25 protein-coding genes, 1 tRNA gene and 1 pseudogene are annotated in these 26,332 nt (G+C 38.2%); 22 read left to right on the top strand and 5 right to left on the bottom strand.

Annotated features, from left to right (window positions below; all coding sequences use genetic code 11):
• Nucleotides 1-7 precede the first annotated feature (7 nt).
• The 10 genes from murG (at nt 8) to ileS (ending at nt 11,319) form a co-directional block, all read left to right on the top strand.
• Nucleotides 8-1,096, top strand: coding sequence for an undecaprenyldiphospho-muramoylpentapeptide beta-N-acetylglucosaminyltransferase (gene murG / locus FTX43_RS00925; protein WP_002346310.1), 1,089 nt, complete (start codon nt 8-10; stop codon nt 1,094-1,096).
• Nucleotides 1,097-1,110: 14 nt separating this feature from the next.
• Complete coding sequence (locus FTX43_RS00920) at nt 1,111-2,343, top strand: cell division protein FtsQ/DivIB (protein WP_147606639.1); 1,233 nt, start codon at nt 1,111-1,113, stop codon at nt 2,341-2,343.
• Between the two features lie 155 nt (nt 2,344-2,498).
• Nucleotides 2,499-3,824 (top strand): cell division protein FtsA, encoded by a 1,326-nt coding sequence (ftsA, locus tag FTX43_RS00915; RefSeq protein WP_002291855.1) that lies wholly within the window; start codon nt 2,499-2,501, stop codon nt 3,822-3,824.
• Nucleotides 3,825-3,846: 22 nt separating this feature from the next.
• Nucleotides 3,847-5,088 (top strand): cell division protein FtsZ, encoded by a 1,242-nt coding sequence (gene ftsZ, locus FTX43_RS00910; RefSeq protein WP_002291854.1) that lies wholly within the window; start codon nt 3,847-3,849, stop codon nt 5,086-5,088.
• 16 nt (nt 5,089-5,104) lie between these two features.
• Complete coding sequence (locus tag FTX43_RS00905) at nt 5,105-5,782, top strand: YggS family pyridoxal phosphate-dependent enzyme (RefSeq protein WP_002310280.1); 678 nt, start codon at nt 5,105-5,107, stop codon at nt 5,780-5,782.
• Between the two features lie 13 nt (nt 5,783-5,795).
• Nucleotides 5,796-6,395 carry a cell division protein SepF gene (locus tag FTX43_RS00900; RefSeq protein ID WP_147606637.1) on the top strand — a complete coding sequence of 200 codons (600 nt, stop codon included), beginning with the start codon at nt 5,796-5,798 and terminating at the stop codon, nt 6,393-6,395.
• A 23-nt stretch (nt 6,396-6,418) separates the two neighbouring features.
• The gene (locus FTX43_RS00895; protein ID WP_033627191.1) at nt 6,419-6,697 is read left to right on the top strand and encodes a YggT family protein; all 279 of its coding nucleotides are present in this window, start codon (nt 6,419-6,421) and stop codon (nt 6,695-6,697) included.
• Between the two features lie 48 nt (nt 6,698-6,745).
• Nucleotides 6,746-7,528 (top strand): RNA-binding protein, encoded by a 783-nt coding sequence (locus FTX43_RS00890; RefSeq protein ID WP_002310283.1) that lies wholly within the window; start codon nt 6,746-6,748, stop codon nt 7,526-7,528.
• A gap of 20 nt (nt 7,529-7,548) precedes the next feature.
• A complete protein-coding gene (locus FTX43_RS00885) occupies nt 7,549-8,256 on the top strand; it encodes a DivIVA domain-containing protein (RefSeq protein ID WP_002291846.1) in 708 nt (235 codons plus the stop codon).
• A gap of 264 nt (nt 8,257-8,520) precedes the next feature.
• Nucleotides 8,521-11,319: an isoleucine--tRNA ligase gene (gene ileS, locus FTX43_RS00880; RefSeq protein WP_002346313.1), complete on the top strand. Its 2,799-nt coding sequence runs from the start codon at nt 8,521-8,523 to the stop codon at nt 11,317-11,319.
• A 49-nt stretch (nt 11,320-11,368) separates the two neighbouring features.
• On the opposite strand, the gene zwf is transcribed toward ileS, so the two are convergent.
• The 3 genes from zwf to FTX43_RS00865 form a co-directional block, all read right to left on the bottom strand.
• Nucleotides 11,369-12,895, bottom strand: coding sequence for a glucose-6-phosphate dehydrogenase (zwf, locus tag FTX43_RS00875; protein WP_002291842.1), 1,527 nt, complete (start codon nt 12,893-12,895; stop codon nt 11,369-11,371).
• Nucleotides 12,896-12,909: 14 nt separating this feature from the next.
• The gene (locus tag FTX43_RS00870; protein WP_002286616.1) at nt 12,910-13,557 is read right to left on the bottom strand and encodes a metal-dependent transcriptional regulator; all 648 of its coding nucleotides are present in this window, start codon (nt 13,555-13,557) and stop codon (nt 12,910-12,912) included.
• Nucleotides 13,558-13,732: 175 nt separating this feature from the next.
• Nucleotides 13,733-14,062: a DUF4828 domain-containing protein gene (locus tag FTX43_RS00865; RefSeq protein WP_147607129.1), complete on the bottom strand. Its 330-nt coding sequence runs from the start codon at nt 14,060-14,062 to the stop codon at nt 13,733-13,735.
• Between the two features lie 176 nt (nt 14,063-14,238).
• Here FTX43_RS00865 and sfsA point away from each other — a divergent pair.
• From sfsA to eis, 11 genes and pseudogenes are all read left to right on the top strand, one after another.
• Nucleotides 14,239-14,966: pseudogene (gene sfsA / locus FTX43_RS00860) on the top strand (DNA/RNA nuclease SfsA).
• Between the two features lie 15 nt (nt 14,967-14,981).
• Nucleotides 14,982-15,995: a Gfo/Idh/MocA family protein gene (locus tag FTX43_RS00855; protein WP_065772830.1), complete on the top strand. Its 1,014-nt coding sequence runs from the start codon at nt 14,982-14,984 to the stop codon at nt 15,993-15,995.
• Nucleotides 15,995-17,272, top strand: coding sequence for a DEAD/DEAH box helicase (locus tag FTX43_RS00850; protein ID WP_002291838.1), 1,278 nt, complete (start codon nt 15,995-15,997; stop codon nt 17,270-17,272). The genes FTX43_RS00855 and FTX43_RS00850 overlap by 1 nt, the downstream gene beginning before the upstream one ends.
• A gap of 62 nt (nt 17,273-17,334) precedes the next feature.
• Complete coding sequence (locus tag FTX43_RS00845; protein WP_002291837.1) at nt 17,335-20,037, top strand: sigma 54-interacting transcriptional regulator; 2,703 nt, start codon at nt 17,335-17,337, stop codon at nt 20,035-20,037.
• Nucleotides 20,038-20,189: 152 nt separating this feature from the next.
• Nucleotides 20,190-20,507 (top strand): PTS sugar transporter subunit IIB, encoded by a 318-nt coding sequence (locus FTX43_RS00840; RefSeq protein WP_002286606.1) that lies wholly within the window; start codon nt 20,190-20,192, stop codon nt 20,505-20,507.
• A gap of 28 nt (nt 20,508-20,535) precedes the next feature.
• Nucleotides 20,536-20,856: a PTS lactose/cellobiose transporter subunit IIA gene (locus tag FTX43_RS00835; protein ID WP_002286604.1), complete on the top strand. Its 321-nt coding sequence runs from the start codon at nt 20,536-20,538 to the stop codon at nt 20,854-20,856.
• Nucleotides 20,857-20,963: 107 nt separating this feature from the next.
• Entirely contained in the window at nt 20,964-22,424 is a 1,461-nt protein-coding gene (locus FTX43_RS00830) for a PTS sugar transporter subunit IIC (RefSeq protein WP_002292902.1), read from the top strand.
• Nucleotides 22,425-22,493: 69 nt separating this feature from the next.
• Entirely contained in the window at nt 22,494-22,715 is a 222-nt protein-coding gene (locus FTX43_RS00825) for a hypothetical protein (protein ID WP_002292901.1), read from the top strand.
• A gap of 31 nt (nt 22,716-22,746) precedes the next feature.
• Nucleotides 22,747-22,929 carry a DUF3188 domain-containing protein gene (locus FTX43_RS00820; RefSeq protein ID WP_002286596.1) on the top strand — a complete coding sequence of 61 codons (183 nt, stop codon included), beginning with the start codon at nt 22,747-22,749 and terminating at the stop codon, nt 22,927-22,929.
• A complete protein-coding gene (locus FTX43_RS00815; RefSeq protein ID WP_002292900.1) occupies nt 22,929-23,342 on the top strand; it encodes a DUF3284 domain-containing protein in 414 nt (137 codons plus the stop codon). Before FTX43_RS00820 ends, FTX43_RS00815 begins: the two co-directional genes overlap by 1 nt.
• 123 nt (nt 23,343-23,465) lie before the next feature.
• Complete coding sequence (gene eis / locus FTX43_RS00810) at nt 23,466-24,647, top strand: enhanced intracellular survival protein Eis (RefSeq protein WP_002292899.1); 1,182 nt, start codon at nt 23,466-23,468, stop codon at nt 24,645-24,647.
• A 70-nt stretch (nt 24,648-24,717) separates the two neighbouring features.
• On the opposite strand, the gene FTX43_RS14825 is transcribed toward eis, so the two are convergent.
• A complete protein-coding gene (locus FTX43_RS14825; RefSeq protein WP_002286676.1) occupies nt 24,718-24,882 on the bottom strand; it encodes a hypothetical protein in 165 nt (54 codons plus the stop codon).
• A 153-nt stretch (nt 24,883-25,035) separates the two neighbouring features.
• On the opposite strand from FTX43_RS14825, the gene FTX43_RS00805 reads away from it, so the two are divergent.
• Nucleotides 25,036-25,109, top strand: a tRNA-Arg gene (locus tag FTX43_RS00805).
• 68 nt (nt 25,110-25,177) lie between these two features.
• Here FTX43_RS00805 and FTX43_RS00800 read toward each other — a convergent pair.
• The gene (locus FTX43_RS00800; RefSeq protein ID WP_147606635.1) at nt 25,178-26,317 is read right to left on the bottom strand and encodes a site-specific integrase; all 1,140 of its coding nucleotides are present in this window, start codon (nt 26,315-26,317) and stop codon (nt 25,178-25,180) included.
• Between the last annotated feature and the right edge of the window lie 15 nt (nt 26,318-26,332).

Below are 26,332 nucleotides of genomic sequence, written 5' to 3'. Positions count from 1 at the left end.
ATAAAAAATGAAAATTTTGGTTACAGGCGGAGGAACGGGAGGACATATTTATCCAGCTCTTGCCTTTGTCAATTATGTGAAGACACAAGTACCGAATGCGGAATTCATGTATGTGGGGGCAAAACGTGGTCTGGAAAATAAAATTGTCCCTGATACAGGAATGCCTTTCCATACTTTGGAGATTCAAGGCTTTAAACGAAAAATTTCCATGTATAATATCAAGACAATCCGATTGTTTCTTAAGAGTATCCGTCAAGCAAAAAAAATCCTCAGTGATTTTCAACCAGATATCGTTATCGGTACTGGAGGATATGTATCCGGAGCGGTAGTGTATGCTGCATCAAAAATGGGAATTCCAACTATTATCCATGAACAAAACAGTGTACCAGGTGTTACCAATAAATTTTTAAGCCGATATGTGGATCGGATCGCTCTTTCATTCAAAGATGCGGCTCCTTTTTTTCCTGAAAACAAATCAGTCCTTGTAGGTAATCCTCGAGCACAAGAAGTAGCAGATACTAAAAAATCAGATATTTTGAAAACATTTGGGTTGGATCCAGAAAAGAAAACAGTCTTGATTTTTGGCGGCAGTCAAGGAGCACTTAAAATCAATCAAGCGGTATCGGTTTTTTTAAGTGAATATATTCCTTCCTCTTATCAAGTCTTGTATGCTTCAGGAGAAAGATATTATGAAGAAATCCTAAATAAAATAAATCCTGAAATACAAAACATTAGTGTCCAACCTTACATCAAAAATATGGCAGAAGTCATGGCTTCGAGCGATCTGCTAGTGGGACGTGCTGGTGCAACTTCGATCGCAGAATTTACAGCTTTGGGGCTTCCGGCAGTGCTGGTTCCTAGTCCATATGTTACGAATGATCATCAGACTAAAAATGCAATGAGTCTTGTTCATGCAGGAGCAGCAAAAATGATTGCGGATAATGAGCTAACGGGTGAATCACTAAGTCAGACAATTAACGAAATCATGGATGATGAAGAATTGCAAAAGCAAATGTGCCGAGCTTCTAAAGAACAAGGCATCCCTGATGCTTCAAAACGTCTTTATGACGTAGTGAATCAAATAATCAAAAAATAAAGGCGGTGGTCTTAGTGAGTAAGAAAAAAGAACCTAAAAAATTGTCTCATCCGTCTTCTGATGAAAACAATTTGACTCCTTGGCAAAAGGCTAACCGAAAATATCTGGCAGAACAAGGGATGAAAAACCAAGAGCCAAAAAAAGAAGACACACCATTAGATACACCCCTTTCAGATTCTGAAGAAGAAAGAACGGTTCAAGAGGAACAGCAAGAAACAAGCCAGTCAGAAAGCCAGTCCGAGAAAAAAATCGAATTTTTTGAAGAGATCAAGCAAAAGAAAAACGGTGGCCCGTATAACGGTTCTTTTTTGAATCGTCTCCCCAATTTAAAAAGTCAAAGGCATAAAGTACTGTTTCGGCGGTTAGCATTGATTATTACTGTATTGGGCATACCGCTGATTTTTTTGATCTATTATGTTTCTCCTTATAGCAAGCTACAAGCAGTTGCAGTGTCAGGTAATAAGGTAGTCAACAGTCAGGAAATCATCTCTGATACCAAATTGTCATTGGGAGAAAATGTCTGGGGGCAGTATTTCGATCGATCCACTTATATCGAACGGCTAAAAAAAGCACAGCCGAGAATCGAAAAAGCAACTATACACTTCAAAGGGATAAATGAGTTCGATTTGGATGTGACAGAATATAAAGAAATCGCTTTGATTGCAAAAGATAATCAATACTATCCAGTAATTGAAAATGGAACAGTATTAGATGAAAAAGTAGCAAATCCTACAAAAAATCTCCCTATCTTAGAAGAGTTCAAAGATTCAGCAAAAATCAAAGAATTAACAAAGCAATACAATCAGTTATCATCAGAATTGCAAAAAGCAATCTCTGAAATCAAGTATACACCAAGAGCAAGTAATAAAAACCTGATCCAATTGAACATGAATGATGGCAATCAAGTCATTGTAAATATCAATAATCTTGCGAACCAAATGAAATATTATTCGCAAGTAGCCAAAGACATGGATGAAAAAGGTGTGATCGACATGGAAGTTGGCATCTACTCATATCCTTACAGCAGTACTCAAGAAACGGCAGAATCGGACCAAACGGAAGAAACAACTGGAAGTGAAGAAAACGCGGATCAAACAAATGGGTCAAGTGAAGAGGCAGAAACGCAAGCAGCAGATACACCTGAATCGTCTGATACAAACGGCTCATCTGATTCAAATAATTCAAGTGAAACAAGTCAAATAGAAGACAATCCAAGTACAACTCCGTCAAGTTTAAATGAAAATTGATAAAACAACTTTAAAAAGTAAGAATGTACTTTCTAAAAACCAGTAATTTATGGTAGAATTGAAAGCAGTGAATATATCTATTAATAAGTATATTTTAAAACGGACGCTAGTTGTTCGCTTGTATATGGAATAGTAAGTAGGAGGGAATCCCATTCATGGCAAAAACAGGAATGTATGTAGGCCTTGATATTGGAACGACATCTGTTAAAGTTGTCGTGGCTGAATATATCGACAGCCAAATGAATATTATTGGAGTAGGAAACGCAAAATCAGAAGGGATTAACCGAGGCATTATCGTTGATATCGATAAAACGGTCCAAGCGATACAACGAGCAGTACGACAAGCAGAAGAAAAAGCAGGTATCCAGATCAAAGGCGTAAGTGTCGGTTTGCCAGCAAACATGCTTGAAGTAGAAAATTGCCAGGGAATGATTGCAGTTAACGGAGATTCAAAGGAAATCACCGATGAAGATGTCAGAAATGTGGCTTCTGCTGCCCTTGTTCGTTCAATACCTCCTGAACGTCAAATCGTGTCAATTTTGCCACAAGATTTTACTGTCGATGGATTCGAGGGAATCAAAGACCCTCGTGGAATGATCGGCGTAAGATTAGAAATGTACGGTCTGTTGTTTACCGGACCAAAAACGATCATCCATAACATACGTAAATGCGTGGAAAATGCCGGATTAATCGTCAATGAAATGGTGATTACTCCTTTAGCGCTGACAGAATCAATTCTTTCTGACGGAGAAAAAGATTTTGGTACGATCGTTATTGATATGGGTGGTGGCCAAACGACAACAGCTGTTATGCATGATAAGCAATTGAAGTTTACCAGTCTCGACCAAGAAGGTGGCGAATTTGTCACTAAAGATATCTCTATTGTATTAAATACGTCTTTTAACAATGCAGAAGCGTTGAAAATAAATTACGGGGATGCATATCCAGAACGGACATCACCAGATGAAGAGTTTCCAGTAGATGTAATTGGCCAATCAGAACCAGTGAAAGTCGATGAACGCTATTTGTCAGAAATTATTTCAGCTCGTATGGAACAGATTTTCAACAAAGCAAAAGATGCATTGGACCAAATCGAAGCATTAGAGTTGCCAGGTGGCGTCGTATTGACAGGCGGAGCTGCTAGTCTTCCAGGTGTTGTGGACTTGGCGCAAGAAATCTTCGGCGTAAATGTGAAACTGTATGTTCCAAATCACATGGGACTGAGAAACCCGGTATTTACAAATGTAATAAGTATCGTTGATTATTCAGCAAACTTGAGCGAAGTGTATCAATTGGCAAAAATTGCTGTTACAGGTGAAACCTCAGCAGCTCGTCAAATGGTAGTTGAACAAGAAACAACAAACACATATGAAAGCTATGAAGCACCTGAAGAAACAGTCTACGATGAGCCGGAACCAAAAGAATCCGGAGAAAATGTAAAAAATAAAATCAAGGGTTTCTTTACAAATATTTTTGATTAATTCATCCTGGGAGGAATAAGATATGGAATTCTCAATTGATAATAATATCAATGACGGCGCAGTAATCAAAGTCATCGGAGTCGGCGGTGGCGGTGGAAATGCTGTGAACCGAATGATTGAAGAAAACGTCAAAGGTGTTGAATTCATTACGGCCAACACAGACGTGCAAGCATTAAAAAATTCAAAAGCTGAAACAGTTATCCAATTAGGACCAAAATATACTCGTGGTTTAGGTGCTGGTTCTCAACCAGAAGTTGGACAAAAAGCGGCAGAAGAAAGTGAACAATCCTTACGCGAAGCTTTAGACGGTGCAGATATGATTTTCATCACTGCAGGAATGGGTGGAGGAACTGGTACAGGTGCTGCGCCAATCGTTGCAGGGATTGCTAGAGAACTGGGCGCATTGACCGTTGGTGTCGTTACACGTCCATTCACTTTTGAAGGACCTAAACGTGGTCGTTTTGCTGCAGAAGGTATCGCTCGTTTGAAAGAAAATGTGGATACATTATTGATTATCTCAAATAACCGTTTACTAGAAGTTGTAGATAAAAAGACACCAATGCTTGAAGCTTTCCGTGAAGCAGATAACGTTTTACGTCAAGGTGTACAAGGTATCTCTGACTTGATTACGGCACCAGGTTACGTTAACCTTGACTTTGCTGACGTGAAAACAGTGATGGAAAACCAAGGTACAGCATTGATGGGAATCGGTGTAGCTAGTGGAGAAGATCGCGTAGTAGAAGCAACGAAAAAAGCAATCTCCTCTCCATTGCTTGAAACATCTATTGATGGAGCGGAACAAGTACTTCTTAACATCACAGGCGGTTTGGATATGACATTGTTTGAAGCACAAGATGCTTCAGATATCGTAGCAAATGCAGCAACTGGCGATGTAAATATTATTCTAGGTACATCTATCAATGAAGAAATGGGCGATGAAATCCGCGTGACGGTCATCGCAACAGGTATCGATGAATCAAAAAAGGAGCGCAAGTCTAGCCGTCCAGCTAGACAAGCACAAATGCAATCACCTGCTCAAAAGACTGTATTAGATATGGATCAAGCTAAACCAACTTCTGCAGAAGAAGAAAACAGTTTTGGCGATTGGGATATCAGACGTGAACAAAATGTTCGTCCTAGAGTTGATGATTCCAATTTTGACAATATCGAAAAAAAAGAATTTGATACATTCAACCGCGAAGAAACAAAATCTCATGGCGATGATGAATTAAATACGCCACCGTTTTTCCGTCGTAAAAAATAAAGGAGAGGAAGAGCACATGATTGCTGACAACTTGCAGAAAATCAAGCAAGAAATTCAGGATTCGTGTGCTCTTGTTCATCGTGATCCGAAAGAAGTTACATTAGTAGCTGTAACAAAATCTGTTGAATCAGCTCAAGCTGAAGAATTGGTCAGAGCTGGCGTTATGAATTGTGCAGAAAACCGAGTAGATAAACTATTACAAAAGAAACAAGATTTATTTGATTTTCCCGAAATAAAGTGGCATTTAATTGGTAATTTACAGCGCAGAAAGGTAAAATTGATTGTAAATGAAATTGATTACTTTCATGCGTTGGACAGTTTAAGATTAGCAGAAGAAATCCAGAAGCGGTTAGAAAAAGAATTATCCTGTTTTATTGAAGTAAATGTTTCTGGTGAGGAATCAAAACATGGAATTTCACCAGATGAGCTTTTACCGTTTGTGGAATCTTTAGCTGCCTGCACAAAAATCAAGGTTGTTGGGTTAATGACTATGGCGCCTAAAGAAGCTTCTGATGAGCAAATCCATAAAGTGTTTGGTACGCTGAAAGAATTGCGTGATCTTGTTCAAGCAAAAGGTTATGCCCATGCACCATGTAATGAATTAAGCATGGGGATGAGTCAGGATTTTCAAATTGCGATTGAAGAAGGTGCAACATTTATCCGTGTAGGAACAGCGCTATTCAAAGACGAATAAAGGAGGAACAAAAATGCCGCTTTTAAACAGAGGAGCAATTGCTAATTTTTTCGGATTAGCTGATGAGGAAGAGTACGAATACCAAGATTATCCTGAAACAACAAAAAAGGCTGTACAGCCAACTAAAAAAAATACAACACAGAATCAACCAACTCATTCTGTATCTGCTGCGAATACTCATGAGAAACAAAAAACGGCGACTCCACGTCCTGTAACGCATGAAAGTATTCAGCCGGCTGAAAAGAAAAAAGTAATTGAACTACATCAATCACCTACAAAAACTGTAGCGAAAGAAAGAACAGCTTCAAGAACGTCTACACAACCTAAAGCAAACCTTGCAGGAAAAATCACTGTGATGGAACCAAGAGCTTATTCTGAAGCGATGGCGATTGCTAAACGAATCATCGCTGGTGAAGCAACCTTAGTGAATTTTCATTTAGTGGAAGAAAAGCAAGCGAGAAGAATCGTTGATTTTCTAACAGGAACAGTTTATGCATTAGATGGAGATATCAAACGCGTTGGAGATGAGATTTTTCTTTGTACACCGACAGGGATGGAGATTGACAGTTCAACCGCTCAATCTTTTGCAGATGCGAATTTGTTTGATCTGTAAGAGGAGGAACTACGATTTATATTATTGCGCTATTACTTCATTTAATTGAACGGGCAGCCTATTTCTATAGCATTATCTTGATGGTATATGCTTTGCTCTCTTGGTTTCCAGGCGGTTATCAATCAGGATTAGGACGGTTTTTAGCTAAGATCTGTGAACCGTATATCAGTTTATTCGATCGTCTGCCTTTAAGGATCGGTCCTTTGGATTTCACGATTTTAGGGGCCATTCTAATCTTGAACTTAGCCGTACAAGGATTAGCACAGATCGTTATATGGATAACTATCCATTTAGTTTATTGATTCAAGCAACAAAATCTTTATTCTCAGAATAGATAGGAGGGGAAAATTTTGGATGGAAATGTATACCAGCACTTTCGGGCAGATGAACGTACATTTATCGACTCAGTAGGTGATTGGATTGAACAAGTTCAAGGACAATATGCGCCATATCTGACTGAATTTCTTGACCCCAGACAATCCTATATTTTAGAAACACTGATTCGGCAAAGCAGTGATTTGCGTTTCATGTTTTATGGTGGATATGAACAGGCAGAAAGAAAAAGATGTTTGATTTTCCCCGATTATTACGAACCTGTAGAGGAAGATTTTGAAACAGCATTGTATGAAATCCATTATCCTAGCAAATTTGCCAGTCTAAGTCATGGGAAAATCCTCGGGACTTTAGTGGGAACAGGTATCAAACGTTCTTACTTTGGCGATATCATCTCAGATGGCGATCGCTGGCAAGTATTTATTGCAAATGAGGTGGATCATTTTGTTGCTGCACAAGTAACAAAGATTGGAAAAGTTGCTGTACGCTTGGAACCAATCAAATACACAGAAATGATTTTGCCGAAAGACAGCTGGACACAAGAAAGAGGAACAGTTAGTTCTATGCGACTGGACAGTGTGATCTCTGAGATTTATAATATTTCCAGACAGCGGTCCAAGCAGCTGATTGAAGCTGGTAAAGTAAAAGTGAATTGGACAGAAAATACAAGACCTGATTTTGTACTTGAACTATTAGATATTATTTCAGTCAGGGGTTACGGCAGAGTCCAGATCCAAGAACTTGAGGGAAAGACGAAAAAAGAAAAGTACAGGGTGTTGTTTGGTGTATTACGTAAATAAAATAAAAAGGTGGTTTACTCATGGCTTTAACTCCATTAGATATCCAAAATAAGACATTCCCAACAAAAATGCGGGGATATAATCAAGACGAAGTAGATGATTTCTTAGATTTAGTTGTTCGTGACTACGAAGAATTGACTCAAAGAAATCGTGAATTAGAAAAAGCAGTCAAACATTCAGAAGAAAAACTTGAGTATTTCAATGAATTGAAAGATGCATTGAACCAATCGATCATCGTAGCTCAAGACACAGCGGATAAAGTAAAAACAAGTGCAAGCAAAGAATCTGAAGTGATCGTTACTTCTGCACAAAACAAAGCAGATGAGTTAGTTGCGAATGCTGAAAAACGTGCACACCAATTAACAACTGATGCAGAAGAAAAAGCAAGAAAGATCTTGACAGATGCAACAGAAAAAGCAAGACAGCTTGCGACAGAAACAGAAGATCTTAAGAAAAAGACACGAGTATTCCATCAACGTATCAGCTTGATGCTTGAATCTCAATTGGAACAAGTGAAAAGTCCAGAATGGGACGAAATTTTACAACCATTCTCTAGCTATGTGACTGACAGCCATGAAGTGATCAAAGAAGTTTTAGCAAAACAGCTTGACAACGAAAATGATACTGATGTAAACTCAGACACAGGAGTCATAGAAGCGCCTATGACGGCATTTGATACACAGGCTATCGATATCTCAATCGTACCTGGTGAACATGAAAACGAGTAGAACAGAAAAGCACTTTGTTATTCTTAAAGCGAGCCGATGAGAGTGGAAGATCGGTAAGACACTGCATCGTGAAAGATCCTCTACTTGAGACTGCTTTTCTGAAACTAGAGTAAGAAGCAGCGGCTGACCTCGTTATTGGTCACAGAGAGTTTGCATTAGATAGATAGATGCAACTAAATTTGGGTGGTACCACGGCATGTTCGTCCCTTGCGGCTGAACATGCCTTTTTGTGTCCGGAAAATAAACGAAGGAGTGAATGGTTGAATGAAAATGAAAGAAACCTTGCAATTAGGAAAAACAAAATTCCCTATGCGTGGTAATTTGCCAAACCGAGAAGGCGAATGGCAAAAAGAATGGGAAGAAAATCAAATCTACCAAAAAAGACAAAAATTGAACGAAGGAAAACCTAGCTTTGTTCTTCATGATGGACCTCCTTATGCCAATGGGAATATCCATTTAGGGCACTCATTGAATAAAATCAGTAAAGACATTATCATTCGTTCAAAATCAATGTCTGGCTATCGCGCACCATATGTTCCAGGCTGGGATACACATGGATTGCCAATCGAACAAGTATTGGCTAATAAAGGCGTGAAACGTAAAGAAATGTCCATGGCAGAATATTTGAAAAAATGTCGTGAATATGCACTTTCCCAAGTAGATAAACAACGAGAAGATTTCAAACGCCTAGGGGTTGCAGGAGATTGGGAACATCCCTATGTCACATTAGACCCTTCGTATGAAGCTGCACAAGTACGCGTATTTGGTAAAATGGCTGAAAAAGGCTATATTTACAAAGGATTGAAACCCATTTACTGGTCTCCGTCAAGTGAGTCTTCTTTAGCGGAAGCTGAAATTGAATATAAAGATGTAAAATCTCCATCTATTTTTGTAGCTTTCAATGTCAAAGACGGCAAAGGCATCCTTGATGAAGATACAGCTTTCGTCATTTGGACGACAACACCATGGACATTGCCAGCAAACCAAGGTATTGCTGTAAATCCCAAATTTACGTATGTACTGGTCGAAGCTGATGGCCGTAAGTTTGTTGTAGCAAAAGATTTGCTAGAAACAGTTCAAACAGAAATCGGTTGGGAAAATGTAACGGTTCTAAAAGAATTTGCTGGCCAAGAAATGGAATATATGACTGCAAGTCATCCATTCTATGACCGTGAATCGCTCGTAATTTTAGGTGACCATGTTACTTTAGACGCTGGTACTGGATTAGTCCATACTGCTCCAGGACACGGGGAAGATGACTATATCGCCGGTAGCAAATATAAACTATCTGTAGTGTCACCTGTAGACTCAAAAGGGTTGTTTACAGAAGAAGCTCCTGGATTTGAAGGAATCTTTTATGATAAAGCAAATCCAATGATTACTGATTTATTAAAGGAAAAAGGAGCTTTGCTGAAACTAGATTTCTTTACCCATAGTTATCCTCACGATTGGCGGACGAAAAAACCTGTGATTTATCGTGCAACACCGCAATGGTTTGCATCTATCGATAAATTCCGTCAGAATATTTTGGATGAAGTAGAAAAAGTAGATTGGGTTATCCCATGGGGAAAAACACGTTTATATAATATGATCCGTGATCGCGGCGACTGGGTCATTTCTCGTCAACGTGCATGGGGAGTGCCGCTTCCAATTTTCTATGCTGAAAATGGTGAAGCAATCATCACGCCAGAAACAATCGAACATGTAGCAAAATTATTCGCTGAACATGGATCAATCATCTGGTTTGAAAAAGAAGCAAAAGAACTTCTTCCTGAAGGATTTACTCACCCAGGTTCTCCTAATGGCGAATTTACAAAAGAAAAAGATATCATGGATGTCTGGTTTGATTCTGGTTCTTCTCATGAAGCTGTTTTACGTCAACGACCAGAATTATCATTCCCAGCAGATATGTACTTAGAAGGATCAGACCAATATCGTGGTTGGTTCAACTCAAGTATCACGACAAGTGTGGCTATCAATGGCGTAGCACCATATAAATCAGTTATTTCGCAAGGATTTGCTTTAGATGGTGAAGGCCGTAAGATGAGTAAATCTTTAGGAAATATCATTGCACCAGAAAAAGTGATCAAACAATTTGGTGCAGATATCCTTCGGTTGTGGGTATCTAGTGTCGATTATGAAGCAGATGTTCGTGTATCGATGGATATCTTAAGTCAAGTGGCAGAGGTATATCGTAAGATCAGAAATACGATGCGTTTCTTATTAGCGAATACAGAAGATTTCGATCCTAAAAAAGATACTGTTTCGTACAATGATTTACGCTCTGTAGACAAATACATGACCGTACGATTGAACCAAGTAATCAAAGAAATCAGAGAAGAAGGATATGACAAATATAATTTCATGCATATTTACCGTACAGTTATGAACTTCTTGACTGTTGATCTATCGTCCTTCTACCTAGATTTTGCTAAAGATGTGGTTTATATCGAAGCAGAAGATGATTATCAACGTCGTTGCATGCAAACTGTTTTCTATCAAACAGCTGTAGCTTTGACGAAACTATTGACGCCTATCATTCCACATACGGCGGAAGAAATCTGGTCATTCCTAAAAGAAGAAGAAGCATACGTTCAGTTAAGTGAGTTTCCTGGCTATGAAGAGTTTGCGAACCAAGAGGAATTGATGGACACTTGGGCTGCTTTCATGGATTTCCGTGACAAGGTCTTAAAAGCATTGGAAGAAGCAAGAAATAGCAAATTGATTGGTAAATCATTGGAAGCAAAACTAACTGTTTATCCAAAACAACAAGTTCGTGAAATGTTAAAAGCTTTGGATGCAGATATTGCACAATTGCTGATCGTTTCCCCAGACTACTTTGAAGTAATGGAAGCAGATGTGCAAGTGCCAGATAATGCTGTGGTATTTGATGATGTTGCTATTACAGTGGAAAAAGCAGACGGAGAAACGTGCGATCGCTGTCGTCAAGTTCGTAAAGATGTAGGAGTAGATGAAAAACTTCCTCATCTATGCGGACGTTGTGCAAAAATCGTTGAAGCATTCTATCCTGAAGCGGTAGCTGAAGGATTCGAAGAAAAGTAAAATGGAAAAGGGGTTGTGACATGTTTTTTGTCACAACCCCTTTTTGTTATCAATCGATTAATTTCCCACGTTCGCGATACCAGTTATCTGGTTGCCAGATCCATTCGAATCCATCTTTTTCAAGTAGTTCGAAAGCTGCTTTAGGCCCCATTGATCCGGCTTTGTAGTTTGGAAAGTCCGGTTGTGTTTGGTCCCAAGCTTTACGAATGACATCCACGATATGCCAAGATTGAGCGACTTCTTCCCAATGAGAGAAATTCGTTCCATCACCATTCAACGCATCTAGCAGTAATTTTTCGTAAGCTTCTGGGCTATTTTCAACCATTTCTGCACTATTTCGAAATTCTAATTTGATTGGTTCCGTTTCAAACCCTTGACCTACTTCTTTTCCATTCAGGGATAAAGAAAATCCTTCAGTTGGCTGGATATAGATCGTTAGAACATTCGGTGGGAGTGTCGTATCGTCACATGGTTCATCGACAGATGTTTTGAATACATTAACAGGAACCTGTTTGAATACGATATTGATCCGAGTACCTTTTTCAGTCAAACGTTTGCCTGTACGCACATAGAAGGGAACACCAGACCAACGGAAGTTGTCGATAGTGAATTTTCCTGCGACGAAGGTTTCGGTCTCTGATTGAGCATCCACTTTGTCTTCTTCTCGATAACCTTTGAATTGTACGCCATCTAATTCACCTTGAGCATATTGTCCACGAACGAAGTTTTCTAACACTTCTTCTTCGTTATAGATGCGGATTGCTTTCAATGCTTTAATCTTTTCTGTACGGATTTCTTTTTCGGAAAATGCTACTGGTGGTTCCATTGCAAGTAATGCTACAACTTGCAGAATATGATTTTGCACCATGTCTTTCAGTGCGCCACTGTGATCGTAGTAGCCCCCGCGATCTTCTACGCCAAGGTTTTCACCAAAAGTGATTTGGATATTATCGATATAACGATTATTCCATTGAGCCTCAAAAATATTATTGGCAAAACGGATAGCTGAAATGTTTTGGATCATTTCTTTCCCTAAATAATGATCGATTCTGAAAATATCTTGCTCTGGGAATACTTCTCTGATTTGCTGATTCAATTCGAAAGCAGACTGGTAATCCGATCCAAACGGTTTTTCTATAATCAAACGATTGAAGCCATTTTTTGTCATAATGTTTTGTGATTTTAAATGAGAAACGATCGTTCCGAAAAATTGAGGTGCCATGGCCAAATAATAGACGCGATTGCCGTTTAACTGATAGTGTCCATCTAATCGGTCAGACAATTCTTTTAATGTTTGATAATGTGTTGAATCATTTACATCATGGGATTGGTAGTAAAAATGACTAGCAAAAGTAGTTGCTTCTTCATCAGAAGGATTCAATGCACGAATCGTTTCTTTGACAACTTCACGATAGTGTTCATCGCTCCAAGGACGGCGAGCGGTCCCAATCACGGCAAAATGCTCGCCTAAATTTCCTTTTCTGTAAAGGCGGAACAAAGACGGGTACAATTTACGTTGGGCTAGGTCACCTGTGCCGCCGAATATCGTAAACAATACATTTTTTTCATTAGACATGTAGATACACTCCTTTATATTTTATCGACAAAAATCGTGCTGGCCGCCTTGAAGCTGACGGGTATTTTCTTTCTATCATTTTGGATAGTGATTGGTCCTTCATAAGCTGCGATGTCAACGATCTCGTACTCTTCGTTGATATTCAGGTCAATTGTGACTAAGTAATCCAACAATTCTTTTTCATCAAGCACTCGTGCAATACGCACTTTTGTACCGACAGGATAGGATTCTAGTGTTTGCCGGCGTTCTTCATGGACGACTTCCTCTTTTTTAGGAATCGATCCTCCATGAGGACAATGTTCAGGATGATTCAAATAGTTTTCTAAATGATCTGCAAGATGTTCCGAAGTCACATGTTCCAATACTTCAGCATCATCGTGGACTTCATTCCAGCTATAGTCTAAATGTTCAACTAAAAAAACTTCCCATAAACGATGTTTGCGAATTAAACTGCTAGCTTTTTGCAGCCCGCTTGCAGTCAATTGTACACCTTGATAAGGGGAATGTTCTACAAGCTCTTCTTTCACAAGTTTAGAAATCATTTCACTGACAGATGCAGCCGAGACATCCAGGCTAGATACGATTTGTTTATTGTTGACTTTCGTTGTATCTCCGCCTAGTTCTAAAATGATTTTCAAATAATCTTCTCGATTTGGTGTCATATTCGATCATCCTTTCATGGTAAAAACCATCATTAGTAAGTGTAACAAAAAAAACGTTAATTGACTATTTTTCTAAATAAAAAACAAAGGATTTTTGGACGTTTTTACAACAAAAAACGAAAGATGAGAAAGAAGACTCATACTTTCGTTTAAATAGATATATATTGGGAGGTGTCTATTTTTCAGATGTCAGCTTATACGAGACATCTACAGATTCATCATAAAGAGTTTGTTCGGGATAAGAAAAGATAAGATAAAAACCATATTGATCACGTACGACTAAACGCTGTTCATCTATTTCTACTACAGATGTGCCAAGTGACTGACCGTTGATCAAAAACGTGTAATCAGATGTAATCTGTAATTGTTGTTTTTGCTGGCTATCACTGAAGAACCATGTACCTTGATACCTCGAGAGTCTTTCAGATTTTTCTGCTTGTTTTTTCTTTTTCAAGTAAATCCAACTTGAGAGAACGGCAACGAGTGAACCAAGAAAATAGATCATTTTTTTTATCACCAAATCACTCCTTTATGAGAAAATCATCGTATAGAAACATTCTTCCTTCTTTATTTCATTGTACCGAATAAAAACTAAAATTTCTCTAAGACTTTCGACTGGTTTTTTTACTGTTTTTCCACAAATTATGATAGGATACATAGTAGGAAGACAGGTGACAGAATTTGAAGTATCAGCAAGTTGAAACAGCTTTTTTTATTGACCGTCCGAATCGGTTTATTGCACATTGTATGAAAAAAGACGGAGAAATAATTATCGCGCATGTCAAAAATACAGGTAGGGGAAAAGAGGTCCTGATACCAGGCGCTGAAGTGGCTATTGTATTTGCTCCTGGACCTAAACGGAAAACCGACTATGATCTGATTGCTGTAAAAAAGAAGGGTGATTGGTTCAATATCGATAGTCAATTGCCTAATCAGTTGGCAACTGACGGTATTTTAGACGGTACGATCCTTTTACCAGGATTAATTGGTCCATTTACAACATACAAGCGTGAAGTAACTTATCTTCACTCCAAATTTGATATTTATTTGGAGACGGCGGCCGGACAAAAAGCATTTGTTGAAGTCAAAGGTATGACGCTTGAAAATAAAGCAATTGGTGCTTTTCCTGATGCGCCTACCTCAGAGGATTGAAGCATGTTGGAGAATTAGCGTATGCCGCACAAGATGGTTATGCCGCTTATGTCTTGTTTATTGCTCAATTCGAACATCTTCATTTCGCAACGATCCATGAAGAAATGCAACCAGCACTAGCTGATATGGTTCGACATGCGCAGCAAAGTGGTGTTCAAATCCTCGCCTATAATTGTCAAGTAACGGCAGATGAGGTAACTGTCAAGCAGGCTATCCCGTTTGATGTAGCTATCCCCTTTGAAGATCCTATACAATAGAAAGAAGGTAAAAAAATGATCAACTTAGGTATTATTGGAACAAATTGGATCACTCATCAATTTGTCCAAGCAGCTTTGAGCACAAAAAAATATGAATTGACAGCGGTATATTCTAGACATTTGGAAAAAGCACAGGAATTTGGTTCTCATTATGAAGGGGATATCGAATTTGCAACAGATTTGAAGACTTTTTTCAATATTGCTCATATGGACACTGTTTATATAGCTTCTCCAAATAGTCTTCATTTTAGTCAGGCTAAGCAAGCAATTTTGGCAGGTAAAAATGTGATAGTGGAAAAGCCAGCTTTTTCGACGCCAAAAGAAATGGATGAAATCATCCATTTGGCAAATGAACACAATGTGTATTTTTTTGAAGCAGCAAGAAATATCCATGAATCAGGTTTTAAAAAGATTGCCGATTACTTACCATTAAAAGACGAGATAATCGGTGCAAATTTCAGCTATATGAAATATTCTTCGCGTTATGACCAAGTATTAGATGGAGAAGAACCAAATATCTTCTCGACTCATTTCTCAGGTGGTGCATTGATGGATTTAGGTGTTTACCTTGTGTATGCAACTGTCGCTTGGTTTGGAATGCCAAAAGAAGTCCATTATTTCCCAAGAAAGATTTCTACTGGTGTGGATGGTCTTGGATGGGGAATCTTGCGTTATGATACTTTCGATGTATCGATCCAACCAGGTAAAATCGGTGATTCTTATCTGCCATCAGAGATCTATTTTGACTCAGGAACGCTAGTGATGAATGGCGTCAATGCAATCGAACAAGCAGAGTTTCATGATCGGGTACACGAAGAAATCATTGACTTAGCAGTAACAGCTGCAGAAAATCCAATGGCAGATGAAGCAGAGGATTTTGCCAATGTCATAACTCATCCGAAAGATGCAGCTTGGGGATTATTGTATGAAGAGTGGATCGAGCTGGCTAGAAATGTGAACCAAGTGATTTATGATTTAAGAAAAAATGGTGGCATCAAATTCGATGCAGATAATGAGGAAGATTTTTAATGAACGAATTTGTACAAGTATTTCCCGAAAATTGGCAGAAAAATTATGAGAATAAAGGATTTATTACACCTTCTCTTATTCAACAGGCAGTTTTTCAGCCATTAAGCAATAAACAAAGCATAGTAGCCATCTCTCCAACAGGTTCAGGTAAAACACTGGCTTATCTTTGGCCGTTACTACTAAACGTGGAACCAGGTGAAGCAAGTGCGTTGGTTATCTTTGCATCTTCTCAAGAACTAGCTATTCAAGTAGCAGATGTTGCACGTGAATGGGGAAAAGACAAAGAATTGAAAGTCCAATCTTTGGTGGGCGGAGCAAACGTTAAACGACAAATTGAAGGTTTGAAGAAAAAACCAGAAATCTTGATTGGTACACCAGGAAGAATATTGGAATTGATGAAAGCTAAAAAAATAAAAGCACATCAAGTGAAAACAATGGTATTTGATGAAGCAGACCAGCTATTTGATGCGGGGAACAGCCAAATCATTGATCAGATTCTTCATCAAGCTCCGACAGAATATCAGCTAGCCTTTTTTTCAGCAACAGCAGATCGTTCCCTTGAAAGCATTGAAAAAATCACTGGGAAAACGTTTGAGACGATCGACGTGACAGCAGAAGATGATTCTCGAAAAGGCTTGAGACATTACTTTTTACGAGTGCCAATACGAAAGAAAGATGAATATCTAAGACGTCTCACTCACATAGAAGATTTTCAAGGTCTGATTTTCTTTAATCAACTGACTGAATTAGGTGTGATGGAAGAAAAATTGCTGTATAGAGGGGTACCTGTAGGAAGCCTGGCCTCTGATCAAAACAAGCTGCTCCGAAAAGCGGCGTTGGAACAATTCAAAAAGAAAAAGATCAGCGCACTTTTGACCACAGATGTGGCGGCTAGAGGTTTAGATATTACAGGACTTCCTTATGTCGTGAATGCAGAAGTGCCGTTAAGTGAAGAAGCTTACTTGCATCGTTCTGGAAGAACTGGACGAATGGGCAATGAAGGAACAGTGATCACACTCGTACAAGATAACAATTTAAGAGATTTGAAACGACTTTTACGTCCGACAAACATAACACTTGAAGAGATTTTTCTGCACGGAGGAAAGTTACAAACGGATCAACCAATCAAAGAAGATGTAGCTACCGCAGCGAATAACAAGTATAAGAAATCTTTTCCTGGGAAAGAACAAAATCCAGAGCATAACAAAAACAAATCAAGAAAAAAAGTTAAAAATAAATCAAAAAAAGAGAGAAATAAAGGAGCAAGGCGCAAATAAGCGCCTTTTTATGCTATGATTATGAAAACGGGAACAAAATTGGTTGCCAGAGGAGGGATTATGTGAAAGAACGTCAAGAAGAGATTTTGCATCTATTGACAGAAAACCAACAAGGATTGACAGCAAGTGATGTAGCTGAGCGCTTGAATATTGATCGAAGCAATGCAAGCCGATATTTAAGCGAACTGTATAAGGCTCATCATATTGTAAAAACCGCTGGCCGACCAGTCGTTTACTCCTTGCCAACGGAAAAATCAAAATCTGATGAAGTACATGTCGACTCTTCTACGCAAGTGACTTTTGAAACGCTCGTTGGAGAAAATGATTCTTTAAAAGTCAGTATACAGCAGGCAAAAGCAGCGATTCTTTATCCGCCGCGGGGGCTACATACCATTATTTTTGGAGAAACTGGTACAGGGAAGTCAATGTTTGCGGAATGTATGTATCATTTTGCAATCGAATCTGAAATGCTTTCAGCCGATGCGCCATTTGTTTCTTTCAATTGTGCGGATTATGCTCAAAATCCCCAACTGCTCTTTGGACACATCTTTGGGATCAAAAAAGGGGCTTACACAGGAGCAGCGCAAGATAGTCCTGGTCTAATCGCCAAAGCAGACGGCGGTATATTGTTTTTAGATGAGATCCACCGTTTACCACCGGAAGGACAGGAAATGCTGTTTACTTTCATCGATAAAGGTATCTATCGTCCACTTGGAGAAAGTGCACAAGTACATGAAGCATCAGTTCAGATTATTGGGGCAACGACTGAATCTTCAGAAAGCTTCTTGACTACCTTCAACCGACGGATCCCTATGGCTATCACCTTGCCAAACCTTGCTTCGCGTTCACTGGATGAGCGTTATGAGATCATCTCTCTTTTCATCAAACAAGAAGCGAACCGTTTAAATCAACGTATCGATATCGAAAAAGAAGCGATTCTTGCCTTTATGCTTTATGATGCGGAAGGGAATATCGGTCAAGTGAAACGAGACTTGAAATTAGTCTGTGCAAAATCTTTTTTACATTACCGAACGCATCATGAGAAAAAACTGATCATTCGAAAAGAAGAACTTTCCCTTCAAGTACAAAAAGGACTACTGAAAATCAAAGAAATACCAGAACGCCTCGACCGATTCATGGACAGTAAGAGCCAGTATTTGACATTTGAACCAGGATTTGCTGATGTCGTCTGGTCACAAGATCCAGAAAGAAACATGCAAGTCTACAACGATATTGAGGAAAAAGTTACTTCTCTTTCTGAAACCGGTGTGGAGAACATCGATTTGGAGACGCTCATTTCAAAAGATGTGGATGCTTATTTTCAGACATATGTCAAAGAATTGACTAAAAGTTCAATCCCAAAAGATCTTTTACCAGATGAGATCTGGCGGCTAACCAATCAATTGTATGATGTAGCTGAAAAACGGTTAGACCGTATTTATAATGAAAAAGCTCGTTTTGCTTTTGCTTTGCATTTGCAAAGTACATTGGATCGTGTGAGAGAAGGACATATGATTGTCCATCCAGATTTGAATAACGTACGAAAAAATTTTAAGAAGGAATTCCAGGTAGCAATCGATCTTTCGACAATCATTGAAGAAGAAGAACAAGTCGAGATTCCTTTTGATGAAATTGGCTTTATCAGTATGTTTCTTTCTATCAACTTAGGAGAAAGTGAGCCTGTTAAAGAAAACAAAGTAGATGTTCTCGTACTGATGCACGGCAGACAGACCGCTTCAAGTATGTTGGAGATGGCGCAAGAACTATTAGGAACAAAAGTAGGAAAAGCTTTTAATATGCCATTGGTTATGGAAGTTCAAACAATGTATGAAGAGGTACTACAATATGTCAAAAATTATCAGGGGCATTTGACGAATGGACTGCTTTTGTTAACAGATATGGGATCATTAAACACCTTCAGTGATTTGATTTATGAAGAGACTGGCATTCGGACGAAAGCAATCACAATGACAAGTACGATGATTGTGATAGAAGCGATACGGATGGCAAGTGTTGGAAGAAGCTTAGAAGACATTTATCAAAATATTCAGCTCTCCTTTGAATCAATCGTACGTGATCAGTTCAAAGCGGAAAAAGCTGAAACTTTACAGCGTAAAAAAGCCGTCATCGTGACATGTTTTACTGGTGAGGGAGTAGCTGCCAAATTGTATCAACGGATTATGCCGGTGATTAATCAAAACAAAGTAGAACTGATCCAGATGCAGTTTTTAGAACGCGAATCATTCAAAAAACACATTGATGCCTTATTGGAAGAATATGAAATCAAAGCAATTGCAGGAACGGTTGACGTTGATTATCAAAATATCCCATTTTTTTCTGCCTATGACGTTTTTGATGATGAAAAATTGAATGTTTTGAAGCGTATAGCTGATGATGAGGTCCCAACAGCTAAAATTGTTGATTCGCTTTCAGGATCATTAAGTGATGTCTTTTCTATTGATGAATTGATCCGCTCATTGCAAAAAACAGTTCAGCAGATCCAGACAGATTTGTCGATTATCGTAGAACCAGGAGTAGATACTGGAATTGTCATCCATTTAGCCTTCATGCTAGACGGATTGATCAAAAAAGAATCGCATCGGCAATTTGAGAAACTATCTATTTTCTCAAAAATTTACCGTTTGGAAATGGATATCGTTCGAGCAAATTTGATGGCACTGGAACGAAAATATCAGGTAAAAATTTCAGAAGATGATATCGCGTTTCTTACACAAATGTTTCTTGAAAACAAAATAAAAAAATAAACACACTAATCATACTGTTTACACACTGAATATCAGTGTGCGCACTATATAAAAGAGCTAAAAAGCATGAAAACGCTATTTTAGCTCTTTTTTTTCTTGGCATGCTTCTTGCATTATATAAAAGTGTAAAAAAAATAAAAGGAGTGTTAAAAATGGCAAAAAAAACAATTATGTTAGTTTGTTCAGCAGGGATGAGTACGAGTTTATTGGTCACAAAAATGCAAAAAGCAGCAGAAGAAAAAGGAATGGAAGCCGATATTTTTGCTGTCTCTGCCTCAGATGCAGATAATAATTTAGAATCTAAGAATGTCGATGTTTTATTATTAGGTCCTCAAGTACGTTTCATGAAAGCTCAATTCGAACAAAAACTTGCGCCTAAAGGTATTCCGTTAGATGTTATCAATATGCAAGACTATGGCATGATGAATGGAGAAAAAGTACTTGCACAGGCAGAAAATCTAATGAAATAAATCAAGTATGTAGTTGGGGGATAACAACGTGGAAGATCAGCAAAATCTAGAAGCCATCATGGGACTAATCATGTTTGGCGGTAATGCAAAGAGCGACGCAATGGAAGCGATTGCGGCTGCTAAAATCGGTGATTTCGAGTTAGCGGATAGAAAAATCGCTGATGCAGAAGAATCACTTATACAAGCACATCATGCACAAACAGATATGTTGACACAAGAAGCACAAGGAAATCATATGCAAGTGACGTTATTGACTGTTCATAGTCAAGATCATTTAATGACGTCTATTGCGTTTACTGATTTAGCAAAAGAAATCATCGAACTTTATCGTCGCGTATACAGCGAATAAATACAACTTCTTTTTTGAACGGAAGAAGAAAAATTTTTGAACGGATTTTTTATTTTGTTATAAAGAGAACTCTCTTTATATAAAAAACTTATAGGAGGAAGTAAAAAATGAACGGACTAACAAGTTGGATGGAGAAATACATCCTGCCAGTTGCCGCAAAAATCGGAGCGCAAAAACATTTAGTTGCTTTGCGTGATGCTTTTATCGGCACACTGCCCGCAACAATGGCGGGATCAGTCGCTGTAATGATCAATGCAATTATTCGAGATTTACCGCAACAGTTTAACAGTACCTACGCTGACAGTTTAGCAGCAGACAAAGGAATCTTTGCCGTATTGAATGTCATCATCGGAATCAATGGTTTTGTCTGGAACGGTACACTAGCAATCGCCGGATTGATCTTTGCCTTTTCTTGGGGGTATAATCTTGCCCGAGCTTATGGAGTAAATGATCTAGCTGGGGGAATCGTTGGTCTAGCTACCTTGATTCAAGGTATTTCCTTTGGTCCAGCATTATCAGCAGCATTAGATGTGAATGTCCCTTCAAATGTCGCAGATGCAATCAATAGTTCTGAGATTGGTGCAACGATTGCAGATGGTACACTGTCAGTTGGATTATGGGGTTGGCTAAAACTAGATCATTTGAATGGAAACGCTTATTTTACAGTTATGATCATGGGAGCAATTTCAGTCATTATTTTTTGTAAATTGATGCTTGCTAACATTACGATCAAAATGCCTGATTCAGTACCACCAGCAGTATCTAAAGCATTTGCAGCCATTTTACCAGCTACGATCGCTTTATATGTCATTGCTATTATCAATTATATCGTAGGTCGTGTAGCTGATGGGCAACTAATCATTGATTTGGTGCAAAAATATATTGCAGAACCATTCCTAGGATTATCTCAAGGGTTGGGAGCAGTATTGATCGTCACAGTGTTTGTTCAAGTATTCTGGTTCTTTGGTATTCATGGGCCAAATGTATTGGCACCAGTGCTAGAGGGAATCTGGGGACAAGCACAACTAATCAATATTGATATTTTCCAAAAAGGTTATAACGGAAAAACTGGTACACCAGCCGTGTTAGATGCAATCGAAGATGGAAAAGCTTATATGTGGGTCCGTGGATCGTTCGATGCTTTTGCATGGTTTGGCGGATCAGGTGGAACGATCGTCTTACTGATAGCTATCTTGATTTTCTCTAAACGAGCGGATTATTTAACAGTAGCTAAATTATCCATTGGACCTGGTATTTTCAATATCAACGAGCCAGTGATGTTTGGTCTGCCGATCGTATTGAATGCCATCATGTTCATCCCATTCTTGATTGCTCCAGTAGTTGCGACAGCTATAGGTTGGTTAGCAACTTACTTTGGACTTGTAGCACCAGTATCGCAACAAGTTACATGGGTAGTACCGCCGTTCTTATTGTCATTCTTAGCAACAGGAGCGGATTGGCGAGCACCAATCGTAACATTGGTATGTATGGTCGTGACTTTCTTGATTTGGGCACCGTTTGTCATTTCTGCAAACAAAATGGACCCTGCCGCAGGCGAACAACAATAAGATGAATCTGAGGAGCGGGACGCTTTAAGTTTCGTTCCTCATAATGAATTTTCGAGGAGGAACTGAAAAATGATTTCAATTGCCAGTGCAATGCAACAAGATGCAATCAAAGAATTGTTAGAAGGATACAATGAAGAAGGAATGACATTTACGTTTAAAGAAAAACAAGGAATCAAAATGTTCTTTGAGACAAGTGCAGAAGATCCGGAAGCTGCGGCTAAAAAAGCAAAGGAACTAATCAAAGCACAGCCTTGGGGAACAGTCCTTTATTTTCAGTCAACAGCTGTTTAAGAAAATGGTTCAAAAAGATAGGATGGTTGATATGATAAAAAACGGTTTATTTTTATGTAGTATTGGTTCTTTGATCGTGTTGTATAGTTTGAATCCACATTCGCAAAGGTATGATTTGTATAGTATGGTCACGGGTCTTTTCCTAACAGGATTAGGAATCTACTTCTTCATGAAGGGGAAAAAAAGAGAAGAAGCAAAGGAGAAAAATAACTAATGGAAATCACAAAAAAATTAAATATTCCAGCGTCGTTTTTTTACGATAAAGTTATGGATTCTGTTCTTTTCGATGTACGTAAAGCGACCGGCAAATCAGTGACCAGAAAACAGCTGAAAAATTTGGAGTACGTCAAACAATTCTCGCAAAATAACCGGGCTCGTATAAAAATCGAAGAAGTCATTGAAAACCAGTCTTATAAGTTTCGTACATCGACAACGAAGAATGAATTCGTTGTTCATTATCAAATCAAACCAGTAGACGATTCGACCTGTGAGATTCATTACACAGAAAAAATGGAGTCTTACGGCATGCTTCAAAAGTTGAATGATATGCTTTTAGGAACGATCTTGATGTACTTTAAGCGGAGACGTTTCAAAAAAATGCTAGAGATGATCGAAGCAACGTATTAAACCATTGAAAAAATGGTACTATTTAGTTATTGAAAAATGAAGTAAGCTAGAAGAGATTTTTCAGAGGAAGCAAAGTCTTTCCTGAGATTCCTCACTAGCTTTTTTGTAGGAAGGGGCAGCAAAATGACAAAACAAGTAAGAGAGCTAGGGGGATCTTCGATTGAGGAAATGTTTGCTTTAGCCACATATGCATTTAATGGGGCAGATACACCTGAAAGGAGAGAACGTTTTCGTACACTTGCGGAGAATTCCTGGAATTACGGTTTTTTTGATGAGGAGGATCGGCTAACAAGTCAAGTCATGGCGACTCCTTTCCCAGTGAATTTTTACGGACAAGAGTATTTAATGGCCGGTATTGGCTATGTTGCTTCTTATCCTGAAGCAAGGGGACAAGGCGGAATCAATCAGATCATGGAAAAGATTCTTGAAGATTGCCGTTATCGTAAAGTAAGCTTATCTTATCTGGCGCCCTTCTCCTATCCCTTCTATCGGCGCTATGGCTATGAACAATCGTTTGATAAAATCAGTTATCAACTAAACAGTCGTGACGTGCCTTTTACCAAAAAGAAATCTGGCAAGATGAAGCGTATGAATTTCGAAGATGCAAAAGCTGCTATCAAACGAATTTATGAACAGATGCCTGAAAATCAACGAGCTGGTCTGAAGCGCGAAGACTGGTGGTATACGTATAAATTCAAGCAAAAAGGTAATTACCAGTTTGCTTTGTATTTTGATGATACTGGGGAAGCAATGGGCTATGTCGTTTACCAGCTTGCAGCGTCTTCCTTTATTATTGTGGAATGGGGATTTTTGAATCACGATGCCTTTTGCAGCCTTGTCCGCTTTGTAAGTTCCCATAACGGTGCTTTTGAAACATTTGAATATTCATGTGGCTACGGTGGCAATGATCAAAATTATCTATTAGCAAATCCATTTGCTTCTGTAACGATCACACCTTATATGATGGCGAGGATCGTGGATATTTCTTTGTTTTTGGAAAAATATCCATTTAGAAAGAAACAAGCTGCCTTTGCTCTTCAGATAGAAGAAGATCAGTATGCAAAATGGAATGAAGGAATCGTGGAAGTAACGATTAAAAATGGAAAAAACCATCTCTCAAAAGTAGAACAAACGGCGTTACCGATCGTTCGCGGAAGTATCCAACATATCACACAGCTATTATTAGGATATCGTAAAGTTGAAGAGCTGGTATTCCAAGAGAGGATACAGGTGGCAAAAGAATATGAAGAAATGTTAAGTTCGATCTTGCCACAGCAACAGCCAATCCTTAATGACTATTTTTGATAAAAAACGGGGGATGACAATATTTTTGTCACCACCCGTTTATTTTTCGTTTGACATTTGAAGGAAAATATTAAAGTAAATCCTCTTTTTTCGTAAATTTGAATTTTTTGTTTTCTTTTGTTTTAGGGTTTTCTTTTTTGTGGTCTTGGATTGCTTCTTTCGTAATCTTTTCCCGATTTTTTTTAGATGAATCTAAGCGTTCGGCATATACTTTTTCTTTTGGCTTATCATTCATTGGAAAGAACCTCCCTGTATTATTTCATTCTACTCCTAGTTTATCATCTGTTAAGAGCTAGTGGAAACGTTTTGCCTAACCTACAAGCTGATTTTTTTAGCAGATAAGCTTGCAAGTAAAAAACAAACAAGCTACAATTGATTTATTGAAATTGTTCCTGTAGCTCAGTAGGATAGAGCAATCGCCTCCTAAGCGATAGGTCGCTGGTTCGATTCCAGTCAGGAACGTACAAACAACCCCTGTATCCTTTGTGATACAGGGGGTTGTTTTGTGTTTGTGCCAAAAATGTGCCAAACTAGTTATCATTTTTATATAAACTATCGAATACAGCGTTGATTTTTTCTTTATCCTGATCTTCAAGTTCTCGAACAATATGAAGATAAGTAGACATTGTAGTTTCTAAACTGCTATGTCCTAACCGTTTTGATACGCTAAGTATATTTACTCCTTGATAAAGTAAAATAGATGCATGTGTATGTCTTAGTCCATGCAAAGTAAATTGCTTTTCAATCCCTAATTCTTTTAATTTTTTGCGCAAATATTTGCTGACGGCGTTTGATGAAACTAATCCATTTTTTAAGTTGAAAAAAACAAAATTATGAGGGTTTTTAACTTCAAAATTCTCGAATAATTCTTTTTGATTGATTTTAAACTTTTTTAAGAGATCAATCGTATGTTTATCAATGGAAATTTTCCTATTTGAAGTTTCGTTTTTTGTTTTTCCCCATTCATTTAATTTATAATTCCATGTTTTATTAATAGTGATGATTTGATGTTCGAAATCGATATCTTCCCATGTTAATCCTAGAAGTTCAGCAAATCGCATTCCAGTAGCACCAGCAACTAACACAAGCATAGGAGAAGAGTACTGTGCAGAAAGGTTTTCTTCTATGAGTTTCATTAAAGATTTAAATTGATCATAATCTAAATATTTATCTTCTTTTGGCTTCAATGAATCTTTTCCTTTAATTACTGCTTTTCTAGTTGGATCAAACGGAATTAATCCTTCTTCTACGGCATCTTTCAACGATGCTCTAATATGATTATTAAACTTAATAACGGTGGATTTTACATGGTCTTTCGCATACTTGTTTAAAAAGCGTTGATATCCAACTCTATCTAAATCAGAAATCAATACCGCTGGCATATATTTCTTTATGTTCATTAACGTATCTTCGTATTTTCTATAAGTGATAGGAGATACTGTTCCTTCTTTATAAAGTTGCATCCAATCCTCAAAGTAATCTGATAATAATAGATTTTTGCGATCCCCTTTAAGGCCTTTGTTCAAGTTATATTCTAATTCGTTGGCGGCATCTTTTGCTTCGCCTTTTGTCTTAAATCCTGATTTTCTTATCTTCGTGTATTTTCCGTCATCTTTTTTGTATGAAATTTCGTATTGCCAACTATTTCCACGTTTGACTAATCTTGCCATAATTGAATCAGCTCT

Origin of the sequence: Enterococcus sp. DA9, assembly GCF_008000875.1 — a bacterium.
In the GTDB taxonomy this organism is placed as follows: domain Bacteria; phylum Bacillota; class Bacilli; order Lactobacillales; family Enterococcaceae; genus Enterococcus_B; species Enterococcus_B lactis.
This window is presented reverse-complemented; position numbering and strand designations above follow the sequence as displayed.

Excerpts from the sequence above, each read along its gene's own strand:
- murG (WP_002346310.1), top strand. The coding sequence starts at position 8 with ATGAAAATTTTGGTTACAGGCGGAGGAACGGGAGGACATATTTATCCA.
- ftsA (WP_002291855.1), top strand. The coding sequence starts at position 2,499 with ATGGCAAAAACAGGAATGTATGTAGGCCTTGATATTGGAACGACATCT.
- ftsZ (WP_002291854.1), top strand. The coding sequence starts at position 3,847 with ATGGAATTCTCAATTGATAATAATATCAATGACGGCGCAGTAATCAAA.
- FTX43_RS00905 (WP_002310280.1), top strand. The coding sequence starts at position 5,105 with ATGATTGCTGACAACTTGCAGAAAATCAAGCAAGAAATTCAGGATTCG.
- FTX43_RS00900 (WP_147606637.1), top strand. The coding sequence starts at position 5,796 with ATGCCGCTTTTAAACAGAGGAGCAATTGCTAATTTTTTCGGATTAGCT.
- FTX43_RS00885 (WP_002291846.1), top strand. The coding sequence starts at position 7,549 with ATGGCTTTAACTCCATTAGATATCCAAAATAAGACATTCCCAACAAAA.
- ileS (WP_002346313.1), top strand. The coding sequence starts at position 8,521 with ATGAAAATGAAAGAAACCTTGCAATTAGGAAAAACAAAATTCCCTATG.
- zwf (WP_002291842.1), bottom strand. The coding sequence starts at position 12,895 with ATGTCTAATGAAAAAAATGTATTGTTTACGATATTCGGCGGCACAGGT.
- FTX43_RS00870 (WP_002286616.1), bottom strand. The coding sequence starts at position 13,557 with ATGACACCAAATCGAGAAGATTATTTGAAAATCATTTTAGAACTAGGC.
- FTX43_RS00865 (WP_147607129.1), bottom strand. The coding sequence starts at position 14,062 with ATGATCTATTTTCTTGGTTCACTCGTTGCCGTTCTCTCAAGTTGGATT.
- FTX43_RS00855 (WP_065772830.1), top strand. The coding sequence starts at position 14,982 with ATGATCAACTTAGGTATTATTGGAACAAATTGGATCACTCATCAATTT.
- FTX43_RS00850 (WP_002291838.1), top strand. The coding sequence starts at position 15,995 with ATGAACGAATTTGTACAAGTATTTCCCGAAAATTGGCAGAAAAATTAT.
- FTX43_RS00840 (WP_002286606.1), top strand. The coding sequence starts at position 20,190 with ATGGCAAAAAAAACAATTATGTTAGTTTGTTCAGCAGGGATGAGTACG.
- FTX43_RS00830 (WP_002292902.1), top strand. The coding sequence starts at position 20,964 with ATGAACGGACTAACAAGTTGGATGGAGAAATACATCCTGCCAGTTGCC.
- FTX43_RS00825 (WP_002292901.1), top strand. The coding sequence starts at position 22,494 with ATGATTTCAATTGCCAGTGCAATGCAACAAGATGCAATCAAAGAATTG.
- FTX43_RS00820 (WP_002286596.1), top strand. The coding sequence starts at position 22,747 with ATGATAAAAAACGGTTTATTTTTATGTAGTATTGGTTCTTTGATCGTG.
- FTX43_RS00815 (WP_002292900.1), top strand. The coding sequence starts at position 22,929 with ATGGAAATCACAAAAAAATTAAATATTCCAGCGTCGTTTTTTTACGAT.
- eis (WP_002292899.1), top strand. The coding sequence starts at position 23,466 with ATGACAAAACAAGTAAGAGAGCTAGGGGGATCTTCGATTGAGGAAATG.
- FTX43_RS14825 (WP_002286676.1), bottom strand. The coding sequence starts at position 24,882 with ATGAATGATAAGCCAAAAGAAAAAGTATATGCCGAACGCTTAGATTCA.
- FTX43_RS00800 (WP_147606635.1), bottom strand. The coding sequence starts at position 26,317 with ATGGCAAGATTAGTCAAACGTGGAAATAGTTGGCAATACGAAATTTCA.